8 protein-coding genes and 7 tRNA genes are annotated in these 10,969 nt (G+C 53.6%); 2 read left to right on the top strand and 13 right to left on the bottom strand.

The window, feature by feature from the left end:
- Nucleotides 1-943: 943 nt before the first annotated feature.
- The 10 genes from AC3G2T_RS23955 to msrA all read right to left on the bottom strand — a co-directional run bounded on the left by AC3G2T_RS23955 (nt 944) and on the right by msrA (nt 4,385).
- A tRNA-Glu gene (locus AC3G2T_RS23955) sits at nt 944-1,020 on the bottom strand.
- 3 nt (nt 1,021-1,023) lie between these two features.
- Nucleotides 1,024-1,100 (bottom strand) — tRNA-Pro (locus AC3G2T_RS23960).
- A 1-nt stretch (nt 1,101) separates the two neighbouring features.
- Nucleotides 1,102-1,187: transfer RNA gene (locus AC3G2T_RS23965), tRNA-Tyr, on the bottom strand.
- 4 nt (nt 1,188-1,191) lie between these two features.
- Nucleotides 1,192-1,267, bottom strand: a tRNA-Lys gene (locus tag AC3G2T_RS23970).
- Between the two features lie 138 nt (nt 1,268-1,405).
- Nucleotides 1,406-1,494, bottom strand: a tRNA-Leu gene (locus tag AC3G2T_RS23975).
- Nucleotide 1,495: 1 nt separating this feature from the next.
- Nucleotides 1,496-1,570, bottom strand: a tRNA-Gln gene (locus AC3G2T_RS23980).
- A gap of 81 nt (nt 1,571-1,651) precedes the next feature.
- A tRNA-Glu gene (locus AC3G2T_RS23985) sits at nt 1,652-1,729 on the bottom strand.
- Between the two features lie 333 nt (nt 1,730-2,062).
- A complete protein-coding gene (locus AC3G2T_RS23990; protein WP_474680925.1) occupies nt 2,063-2,293 on the bottom strand; it encodes a hypothetical protein in 231 nt (76 codons plus the stop codon).
- Between the two features lie 606 nt (nt 2,294-2,899).
- On the bottom strand, nt 2,900-3,124 hold the full coding sequence (locus tag AC3G2T_RS23995; protein WP_474680924.1) for a hypothetical protein: 225 nt from the start codon (nt 3,122-3,124) through the stop codon (nt 2,900-2,902).
- 286 nt (nt 3,125-3,410) lie between these two features.
- A complete protein-coding gene (gene msrA / locus AC3G2T_RS24000) occupies nt 3,411-4,385 on the bottom strand; it encodes a peptide-methionine (S)-S-oxide reductase MsrA (RefSeq protein ID WP_488437144.1) in 975 nt (324 codons plus the stop codon).
- A 185-nt stretch (nt 4,386-4,570) separates the two neighbouring features.
- Here msrA and AC3G2T_RS24005 point away from each other — a divergent pair, with 185 nt between their 5' ends.
- Entirely contained in the window at nt 4,571-5,053 is a 483-nt protein-coding gene (locus AC3G2T_RS24005) for a GAF domain-containing protein (RefSeq protein WP_488437145.1), read from the top strand.
- Here AC3G2T_RS24005 and AC3G2T_RS24010 read toward each other — a convergent pair.
- Genes AC3G2T_RS24010 through AC3G2T_RS24020 form a run of 3 tightly spaced genes read right to left on the bottom strand, consistent with a single transcriptional unit; the run spans nt 5,050 to nt 9,703 of the window.
- Nucleotides 5,050-6,885: an ABC transporter ATP-binding protein gene (locus AC3G2T_RS24010; RefSeq protein WP_488437146.1), complete on the bottom strand. Its 1,836-nt coding sequence runs from the start codon at nt 6,883-6,885 to the stop codon at nt 5,050-5,052. The two genes, AC3G2T_RS24005 and AC3G2T_RS24010, sit on opposite strands and share 4 nt — an antisense overlap.
- Before the next feature lie 2 nt (nt 6,886-6,887).
- Nucleotides 6,888-8,660, bottom strand: coding sequence for an ABC transporter ATP-binding protein (locus tag AC3G2T_RS24015; protein ID WP_488437147.1), 1,773 nt, complete (start codon nt 8,658-8,660; stop codon nt 6,888-6,890).
- Nucleotides 8,661-8,698: 38 nt separating this feature from the next.
- Nucleotides 8,699-9,703 carry an SDR family oxidoreductase gene (locus AC3G2T_RS24020; protein WP_488437148.1) on the bottom strand — a complete coding sequence of 335 codons (1,005 nt, stop codon included), beginning with the start codon at nt 9,701-9,703 and terminating at the stop codon, nt 8,699-8,701.
- 226 nt (nt 9,704-9,929) lie between these two features.
- Here AC3G2T_RS24020 and AC3G2T_RS24025 point away from each other — a divergent pair, with 226 nt between their 5' ends.
- Complete coding sequence (locus tag AC3G2T_RS24025) at nt 9,930-10,649, top strand: CTP synthase C-terminal region-related (seleno)protein (protein WP_488437149.1); 720 nt, start codon at nt 9,930-9,932, stop codon at nt 10,647-10,649.
- The last annotated feature ends 320 nt before the right edge of the window (nt 10,650-10,969 follow it).

The following is a 10,969-nucleotide window of genomic DNA, read 5'->3' on the forward strand; positions in this document are numbered from 1 at the left end:
TGCTAACATTCAGCTTGGAAATGTGGTTTCGGATACCTTCAGCAAAAGCTCCTCCATGAACATCATTGACAAGCTCTTGGACAATCGTCCGATACTTCTTTTGATATCGAACCACTCATTCACAGCTCCATGAAGGAGAAACTTCCTGAACTGAAGCTTTCCCTTGCCGAGTCCTACCTAGATGAAATCAACTTGATCTTGACTGTTCCGTCCATGAAAAACCTGTTTTCCGCCATTACCGTGGTTTCGGAAATCGGTGTGAATATGGACGTGTTCCCGACATCCCCTCCCTATCTCTCCCTCCCATAATGAAACGTTGATGTTCCAATTTCCGGGACCTGTGACAAAGGTATGTCCTGCAAGAGCAGATGCTGAAATTCCGTATACAAATCGAACTTGCTTTAGCCATGGAATCGACGACTCCCGCTCAACTTCATCCACATTTTATCAAACGGTTCTCACAAAATTCTCACAAAACCGCGATTTCTGTCAAAAAACACAAAAAAAGCAGAGAGAATTGCTCTCTGCTTTAAGTCTTTATGCCTATTAGTCGCTTCATCCCAAATAGGACGCCATACGGCTTCTTATCTCCTGAGGTGGTTGCAGACCCATTTCCCGGTGATAGAAGGCTTCGTACCTCGCATAATGCCTGTTGAATTGCTCCCTGTTCCCACGACTTGCATACAGGTCCAGCAATTAAAGCAAATGTTTGCCGCGAGTTTATTAAAGCAAATACTTGCCGCGGCGGCAAAGTTTTGGTTTAACTCTCACACCGCCATTCTATACCCCGAAGATTGGCAGGGGGCGTGGGCATCGAACCCACCACAGTCTGCTTTGGAGGCAGACTCGCCGGCCGAGGAACATGGACCCCTACATAATTGGTGGAATCGAAAGGACTCGAACCTGCATTACATACATTAACAGTGCGTTTATGGAACCGAATTGGAGACGTAGACGGGATTCGAACCCGCGAATCCCTGTTCGAAAGACAGGTGTGTTATGCCGCTTCACCACTACGTCATATGGCCGGGATGACCGGACTTGAACCGATGACCTCTAGTACCCGAAACTAGCGTTCTACCAAGCTGAACTACATCCCGATGGTGGGAAAGGACGGATTCGAACCGCCGAGCCCCGAAGGAAGCTGATTTACAGTCAGCTGCGTTTAGCCTCTTCGCTACTCTCCCATATTGGTGCCGGCGAAAGGATTTGAACCTTTGACCTACTGATTAAAAGTCAGTTGCTCTGCCAATTGAGCTACGCCAGCTTGTGGACACGGTAAATCCTTGCTTGGAGCGGGTTAATCTCCCACAGATTTTTTACAGCTTGTGTTTCGTTCAACCACAACTCTGAACCCAACTCATGGTCGACTCACACTCTGCGAACCGTTCATTTATGTACTTTTTGGTGCGGCAAGTGGGACTTGAACCCACAGGTGAGCTTTCGCTGCACGAGCATCTGAGGCTCGTATGTCTGCCATTCCATCACAGCCGCATGGCTGCCCCTCCAGGGCTCGAACCTGGGATCGCGGCTTCAAAGGCCGCTGCCTTACCAACTTGGCTAAGAGGCAATATAGGGAGATCAACCGGAATCGAACCCATACCGAATGCTTGGGAGGCACCCGTTCTTCCGTTAAACTAATTCCGCATTTTGGTGACGCATGCCGGATTCGAACCGAGCGAATGCAGGATTGAAAGTCCTGTGGCTTAGACCGCTTGCCTAATGCGCCAAGTATTTGGAGGGTCGAGCAGGATTTGACCTGTGATCGACGATTTTGCTGATTGCCGAGTTAGCCGGCTTCACCTTTGGTCTTTTGAACCCTTGGAGGCGCTCGTTTTCAATACGAGTGCAATAACCCCGCTCTCAATGAAACATATGTTCGTTATTACGGTGTAGAAAAGGCTACTCGCCCATTGCGGTTCCACTTGTATCGTTTCGCCTAACCCGGTAGTCCGGAATTACGACAAACACAAATGGACCACTCGCCAAGGGTGCAAGTAGCCTTTTACGTACAAATCTATGGATCAACGGATTCAGATTCAGAACGGTCCGCGATTCATGATCACGTTAGCGCCGTTCCTCCTCTTTTTAGGATTGCACGGCCCAAACGTGGCACGTAAAAACTACTTTTGATTGGCTGGATATAGGCTTTAAGAAAGTTGCTAAATGCCCCTTTACTGCCGCTCTCGCGCCAAATATCGGCATGCTCATGAATGATCGATATCTCATGATAGCCAAATGGCTGTTGCTGATTAGACTGCTCGCATGGATTCATAAATAATGGCTTTCTCATGGCCTATCCCTTCCTTTCTTCGTAGTTTTTACAATGTTACACTTTTTTGCTTTCGCGCTTTATCACTTTAATGTTTTACCGCTTTACTGATTATGATCTTATCACTGGTTATTTTTGCTGTCAACCCTTTTTTTATTATTCCCCCATCGCCTTATAAAACAAAAAGACCGCTGGACTCCAGCGGTCTTTTCATATCCGGACAAATGCGTCAAAAATAACGCAATTTTGCCTGCAATTCCTCCCTGTCGTCAGGGAGATAGGGATATCGAAAAAAGGCCGCGTGGCGAGGTATAAGGCTTTGGGGCGTTTATAAATAAATGGTCGCCTTCCGATGGGCTCCACAGTTGAATGCGCTCATATCCAAATGCCTTTTTCATCCTCGCTCACGCTCCTTCCTACATACCTAAATTTTCCTCATAATAAATCAATAACAACTCCAGTGTCAAGCAGAAGTATGATTAATCGCGAAAAAGAATGAGATCATGTTCTTGTCACCCGATACTTATTGATGGTCCCGTTACTGTACGAGCAAACAAAGCACTTGCTACATCCTCATTTCCAGCACTTTTGGGAGCGCTTCGGCCGATTCGTATTGAGCCCGGCCGCCTAATTGCCTGAGCGCGCGGAGAAAGCCTGCAAAAGTGCAGGCTTTTGCTCGTTCATACGCTGAAAACGAAACATTCCTGCATTTGTGCAGGCTTTTCGCCACGCACAGGGGCTCAGATTCATTTTCAGCGAAAATTCCTGCACTTTTGCAGGCTTTTTGCCAAAATGAATCGCTTTCTCAGAAAAAACCTGCACTTTCGCAGGTTTTCTCCCCAAGCCGGCCATGTGGCCGACCGGCCCCCGTCATGCGGCGCAACACCGCGTGCGGAGAGCTGCGCGCGGTACTGCCTCTCCGGCGCGTAACCGCCCGCCGTGCAGCGCTGCAGCCCGCGCCGGGAGAGGCGCGCATGAGAAAAGAGCCGCTGCGCGATCGCCAGCACCGCCGTCTTTGGGCGGCAAAGCCCTGACCGCGTTGGAGAATTATGACGCCGGATCACCGACGTTCATCGATTATATAGGCAAAAAAGCCGCGCCCCCTCCATGCTGAGATGGAGGAATTGCAGCTTTTGCATTAATCAAAAAGTCGGCAGTATGCTCCGTAGCCTTCTTTTTCAAGATCGTCAACCGGGATGAAGCGCAGTGCGGCGGAATTGATGCAATAGCGCAGTCCGGTCGGCCCAGGCCCGTCGTTAAACACGTGTCCGAGATGCGAGTCGGCCTCCTGGCTCCTCACTTCGGTGCGCACCATGAAATGGCTTAAATCCTGCTTCTCTTTGATCGTGCCGGCATACAAAGGTTGGGTAAAGCTCGGCCAGCCGCAGCCCGAATCAAATTTGTCCCGCGAGCTGAACAGCGGTTCCCCTGAGACGATATCTACGTAAATGCCTTCTTCGTGATGGTCCCAAAACTCATTTTGAAACGGCGGCTCGGTCGCGCTATTTTGCGTAACTTCATATTGAAGCTTCGTCAAGTTGCCCCTGCGCGCTTCCTTGTCTTTGTCGGTGTTCCAGTGATTTTCGATAAAAGCGTCACGGCCGGAACCTTTCCGGTACATTTTGTAACGGAGCGGATTTTTATGGTGATAATCCTGATGGTACTCTTCCGCCGGATAAAATACGCCTGCCGCCACGATTTCCGTCGCGACCGGGCGATCAAAGCGTCCGCTTTGTTCCAGCTCCAGCTTGGACGCTTCCGCCTGCTCCCGCTGCTCCTCGCTATGGTAAAAGATCGCGCTGCGATACGACGAGCCTCTGTCATAAAACTGACCGCCGGCATCGGTCGGATCAATTTGCCGCCAAAAAATGTCCAGCAGCTTCTCGTAAGGGAACAGCTTCGGATCAAACGTGATTTGCACCGCTTCCGCGTGCCCGGTCGTTTCCGAACAAACTTCTTCGTACGTTGGGTTCACCGTGTGTCCTCCGGTATATCCCGAGACAACCTTCACGATGCCCGGCATCTCCTCAAAGGGGGTTACCATGCACCAAAAGCATCCTCCTGCAAATGTCGCCAGCTCATATCCGCCGGTTTCATGCGCATGCTCTGTCATCCTCTCTTCACCGCTTTCTTTAATTGGATATTGTACCTATGACCTATGATAACAAAGAAAGCGGAACTTGCCAAAAATATGCGGCACCCCGCCCTCGCGACGCTCTGTTGACTTGCCGCCTCCGGCGCGCTAAGGTTATTTGAAGAAAGAAACTGCCATCACCTTACGAAAACGGAGGATTCCCCATGTTCCAATCTGCCAGCTATACCGGATCGAGAGAGGACGACTACGAAACGCTCATCAAACAGCTGACCTCTTTGTTGGAAGGCGAATCGGACCAAACCGCCAATCTGGCCAACGCGTCGGCCCTGCTTCGCTCTTTTCTTCAGGAAGTGAATTGGGCGGGCTTTTATTTGCTGAAAAACAACGAGCTTGTGCTCGGTCCCTTTCAAGGTCTCCCCGCCTGCGTGCGAATTCCTCTCGGCAAAGGCGTGTGCGGGACATCCGCTCTCCAAAGACAAACCGTCCGGGTCGCCGATGTCCATCAATTTCCCGGCCACATTGCGTGTGACGCCGCTTCGCAATCGGAGATCGTCATCCCGCTGATCAAGCATAACGAGCTGATCGGCGTTCTCGATATCGACAGCCCCGTCAAGGACAGATTCGATGCAATCGACCAAAAGTATTTGGAAAAATTCGTCGGCGAGCTGATCCGTTTTATCGGTTAGCCGGCTGTCCCTGACGAGCCTCTGTCATCGCCGTACCACAATTCGCGGAAGGTGGCGCTGCCTTGCAAAAGCTCTGCGGAAGTGCCTTCCGCTTCAATTCGTCCGTCCTTCATCACGATGATGCGGTCGGCCCGGCTGAGAGCCGCTTTGCGGTGCGACACGACCAGGCAGGTGGCATCGCCCCTCAGCCTGAACAGCCGCTCCCAAAGCTTTTGCTCCGTCTCGACGTCAAGCGCGCTCGACAGATCGTCAAACACGTACAGCTCGGCGTCGCGCACGAGCATGCGGGCTGCCGCCGTCCGCTGCGCCTGGCCGCCGGACAGCTTGACCCCGCGCGGGCCGATGACCGTCTCGAGCCCGTCCTGCAAATGAGCGACGTCCTCCTCCATCACCGCGGCGTAGACCGCCCGCTTCAAGCTGTCCTCGCCGCCGGCCTGACCTAACAAAATGTTGTTCCGCAGCGTATCGCTGTACAACCGGGGAACCTGCGCCGTGTAGGCGCTGCGCGGCGGGATGAAGAACGATCCGGCATCCTCGACCTCCCTGCCGTTCCATTCCACCGTGCCGTTCGCCTTCGGCAGCAGGCCGAGCAGCGTGCGGACGAGCGTCGTTTTGCCGGAGCCGATCGCTCCCGTGACGACGGTGAACGATCCCCGCTCGAGGCTGAATGCCACGTCCGCAATACCCCTCCCCGTATCCGCGTAGCGGTACGACAGCCCTTTTACGCTAAGACGCCGCAGGGCGCCGGCGTTCGCGGTGCGATCGTCCGGCGCATCCGGGTCGACGCTTTCACCGCCGTCCGCAGCCATTCCCCGGCTTGCCGCAGCGAATCCGCCGCTTTTACGGAGATGCAGCGGCCTGACCATCGTCAGCACTTTGGCGGAAGCCCCCTGCAGCAGCAAAGTAAGCCGTTCGAGGGCGACGCTCATCTGCTTGAAATAAGTCAAAAATTTGCCGACATTGGAAATGAACTGCGTGACGAACGTCAAATAATAGACGAACAGCGCAAAATCGCCGACGGAAAAAGTGCCTGCGCGCATTTTTTGCCCTGCCAATAGCAAGATCAGCCCCGTGCCGAGGTTGACCGAGTTGGAAAAGACCGAATCGAGCAGTTCGCTCATCAGGCGGTCCTTAATCATCGCCTTTCTCCGTTCATCGCCCGAACGGGCAAAACGGCCGATGACCCGCCGCTCGGCGCCGGCCACCTGAATCGCCTGCACGTTCCCGAACATCTCGCTGATCTCGCCGGTCACGCGGGACGTCGCTTCCCGGCTGGCTGCGCGGTATTTTTGCAATCGCGCGGTGGCCAGTTGGGCTGCCGATACGACAAGCACCAAAGGCAAAAAGACAAGCAGCGTCATCTGCGCATCGATGCGAATAAGAATCCAGCTGGATACGGCAGCGAAACAGGTCATCCCGAATACGTCCACCGACCAGCTCGCCGCTTCTTCCGAATGGTCGACGTCATCGCGGAAATGGCTGATCGCCTCCCCCGGAGAAACCGGAATCGCCCGCGCTCCCGGCTGCTTGAGCACATGCTCCAGCAAGTTGCGCCGCAGCAGCATACCCATGCGGAAGCGGAAGTTTACATCCGTAATAAAGCCCATCAGGATCAGCATCATCCGGCCGAGCGCAGCGCCCAGGAGAAGCGCGATAATGCCCCATACGCCGAACCCCGCAGCCGATTGGCCGGCCAAAAAGTCGAAAAACTCCTTGGTCACAAGTCCGGGTGCGATCGGAGCCAAATAAATGACCGTCCATGCCGCCGCATTTATCCAATATAGAACGGGACGGTACATAATTAACCGCCACAAATATTGATGCGTCTTCATCGCTAAGCGAGCACCTCCTCAAGGCCGGTGGCAAGCAGCCGGCTGAACCGGGATGACGGGTCCGCAACCAACTGCTCGCGCCTGCCCGACTCCAGAATCCGGCCGTTTTCCAAAATGACGATCTGGTCCGCCCGCTGCACCGTAGCGAGCCGATGCGCGATCATAATGCAGGAGCGGCCGGCCAGCAGCTTGCCGATCGCTTTCTCGATGCGCTGCTCCGTTAGCGGATCGAGCCTTGACGAAGCTTCGTCCATAATGACCAGCCCCGGTTCCGTCAGAAACACCCGGGCAAAAGCGAGCAGCTGCGCTTCGCCTGCCGAAAGGCTTCCGCCCCCGGAAGCAAGCTGCGTGTCCAGCCCTTCCGGCAGCGACTCGTACCACGCTTCCAGGCCGAGGTCGCGCAGCACTTCGACAATCCGCCCGTCAGGCACGGTATCGTCGTAAAAGGTCAGGTTGTCTCTGACCGATCCCTGCATAATTTCGATATTTTGCGTGACCATCGCCACGCGTTGCCTCAAGTCGTTGAGCGTGCAGCTGCGAATGTCGACGCCGCCCAGCTCGATGGAGCCGTGCTGCGGATCGTAAAAGCGGAGCAATAGCCGCGCCAGCGTCGTCTTCCCGCTCCCCGTCCGCCCGAGCAGGCCCAGCACTTCTCCCGGACGCAGCGTTACGTTTAGCTCCTCAATCGTCGGCGCTCCGGCGTCGCTGTCGCTCTCGTAGCTAAAAGTCACATCGCGAAACGCCACGCCCAGCGGCCCTTGCGGCAGCGGCGCGCCGGGACCGTCCGCGATCCGCGAGCGCGTCTCGAAGAGCTCGCGGATGCGGCTGATGCTGGCGTCGGCTTTTTGCAAATCTTCCATTTGCGTCCTGATTTTCTCAATCGGCTTTGCCAGCAGCTCGGTGTAGAAGAAAATCAAATACACGGTGCCAAGCGAAATATGCTCGGTGTGCCACAAGTAAGCGCTAATGCCGAATGCAAGCGCATTCCCGAGAACAAACACGAGAATCGACGTGTTCCACATCGCGCAAAATCCAAGGAACGCTTTGATGCGCAGCGGCAGCATCCGGCGAAGCATCGCATAAAAGCGTCCCATCACAAATCCGGCGGCCCCGTTGGCCCGAATATCTTCGGTGCCTTCCAGATGCTCCCCGATAAACCCGTAAAACTCGGCGCACGCCTGCCTCCACCCCGACCATACGGGGACGGCGAATTTGCGAATCCGCTGAATGATAACAAACGCAAAAAGCACGAACAGCGCCATCCCCGCGCCGATCATCCAATTTTCCCGGAACAGCAGGACAACAATCCCGATCATTAAAAGCAAATTGCCGACCAGATGAATCATCATGCTGGAAAAAAAGTTGGCCAGCGCATTCACATCGCCGTCAACCCGCTCGATCAGCGCCCCCGGCGTATGCGATTTATGGAAAGACATATCCAGAGACAGGCAGTGAGCGGCCAAATCCACGCGGAGCGTATTGGTCGTTTTCCACCCGATATTTTCGCTAAAATACGTAACTGCGACGGAAATCAGCTGATGCGCGAGAGAAAACGCGATAAATAAGCCCGCGGCAGTGTATAGCGGCGTCATTTCCCCCTGGGATTGCGCCGTATCGATAAAAAATCGGATAATTTGCGGATTGATAAGCTGCATACCGATGGAAACAAAAAGCAGCAGAGCAAGCACGGTCAAAGCTTTCCGCTGCGGTAGCAAGTATTTTTGCAGCATGTTGGAATATTGATGAAGCGAATTTACGCTTTTCGTTTGCTGCATGCGAATCCTCCTGAACATCGAAAAAAATAATTCCGGCGTTACGAGCGTATGCCCGTTTCAAAAGCTTGAATCATGCCGTCCATCCACATATTCCAGGCGTCATCCACCATACAGCGGTGCGGGTCCGCTTCGAACCAGCGGATCGTGCGCTGAATCCCTTCGGCAAACGGGACAGTCGCCGCATACTCCGGCACGTACCGTTTGATTTTGCTGTTGTCGAATACGCTGCTGACCGCTTTGTCGCCATACAGCCCACCGGCCAGCTCCGGGGAACGCGCGCACAGAAAATCGGATGAAATATGTATAAGTTCGGGCTCCACGCCTGCCGCCCGGCCAATCAAGCCGTAGATCTGATTCCAGGACAGAACCTCATCGGAAGTAATGTGAAACGCCTCCCCGATGGCCGCTTCATTGCCCAGCAAACCGAACAGACCTTTGGCAAAATCGCTGTTATGCGTCATCGTCCACAGGGATGAGCCGTCTCCGTGCACGATGATTTTTTTGCCGCTGCGCATGCGGTCTATGAGCGACCACGGATGCTGCCGGCTGTTCAGCGCCGACGGAATCATCGTATTGCCGTACGTATGGGACGGCCGCACGATGGTCACAGGGAACCCGTTCCGCCCGTACGCTTCCATGAGCAGCGTTTCGCAGGCGATTTTGTCGCGCGAATATTGCCAGAACGGATTGTCCAGCGGCGTTTGCTCCGTGACGAGATAATGCTGGAGCGGTTTTTGGTACGCGGAGGCGGAGCTGATGAAAATGTACTGCTTGGTCTTTCCTTGAAACAGCTCGATATCCGTTTGCACATGGTCGGGGGTAAAGGCGATCCAATCCACGACAACGTCAAAATCGTAGGGCTGCAAAGTCCGCGAAGCGGCCGCGGCATCGCGAATGTCGCCCGTAATGATGTGCGCTCCTTCGGGAACAAAGCTGCTGCGCCCTCCCCGATTGAATAAATACAGCTCATGCCCCTTCTCCACAGCTAACTTGGAGACAGCTTCACTAATGAGTCCGGTACCGCCGATGAACAATATTTTCATACCTATTTCCCTCCCAAAATTTCTAGTTCATTCCTAAATATGCAGTACCCTCAATGATACTAGATTAAGCCTCTGCCGACAATGCGGTATTCATCGGACAAGCCTGGAGAAACCGGGGAAACTTGACGTTCCTCATCGAATACTTTCAGAAATTCAACTATTGATTTTAAGGATATGCAGCTTTTATAATTAATTTTTTGAGTAAAATTGGAGAGGATGTGTAAGCGTGTATCAAATCGGATTAATTGGCGATTACGATGCGGAAGTCACGGCACATGCAGCTATACCTCAAGCGATCCAATTGGCGGCAAATGATCTGGGTGTCTCCATCCATTTTGAATGGGTTCCCACCCCTTCGCTGGATCAAGATTGCGAGCGGAAGCTTGCCAAGTATCATGCGCTTTGGGTAGTTCCTGCCAGCCCTTACCGCAGCATGCAAGGCGCCCTCAATGGCATCCGGTTTGCCCGCGAGCGCCGGATTCCCTTTTTAGGCACGTGCGGCGGTTTTCAGCATATGATGATTGAGTTTGCCAGAAATGTCCTGGGACTTGCTGAAGCCGATCACGCCGAGGAAAATCCTTCCGCTTCTTTGATACTGGTTGCTCCTCTCACATGCTCGGTCAGTGAAAAGATACATACGTTTAAGCTGAGCCCCGGTTCAAAAGCGGCAAATATTTATGGAACCCATGAGATTGTTGAACAGTATGGGATTTGCAATTACGGCTTGAACCCCGAATTTGGCCCTATGTTAGAAAAAGCGGGCTTGCGCATTGCCGGAACAGATCTTGATGGTGAAGTTCGCATCATGGAGCTCGATCAGCATCCTTTCTTTATGGGGACGTTATTTCAACCTGAGCGTTCGGCTTTGAAACATGTCAGTCATCCATTGATCGCAGCCTTTCTTCGTAAAGCCATCCAAACAGGTGGAGCTAGAGGGGACGCTTAATTAGGGCGCACCGGGTGCTGAGAGCTGTGCACTGTGGGCTGACGGCGTCGCATGACGGCGGCGGTCGAGCGCACCGCGCGGCTGGAAGCCGCGTTCGTTACGGCGGCGCTACCTGAGTCGGGCTAGGCGCGTGTTGGGCAGGAACGGTTGCATTTCGGCGAGGTGGCATGAGGCACTTGGCTGGCTGGGCCGACCACTGGCTTTGCAAACAAAACCCTAACTGTGGGATGAAATCCATATAAAGGTATTCGTGATGAGATGGCACGCATGTAGTTGAGTGTCGTTTGGTTGCAATTTACTATAATTCGATATATATATAA

The sequence above is a fragment of the Paenibacillus sp. sgz302191 genome (genome assembly GCF_057749925.1).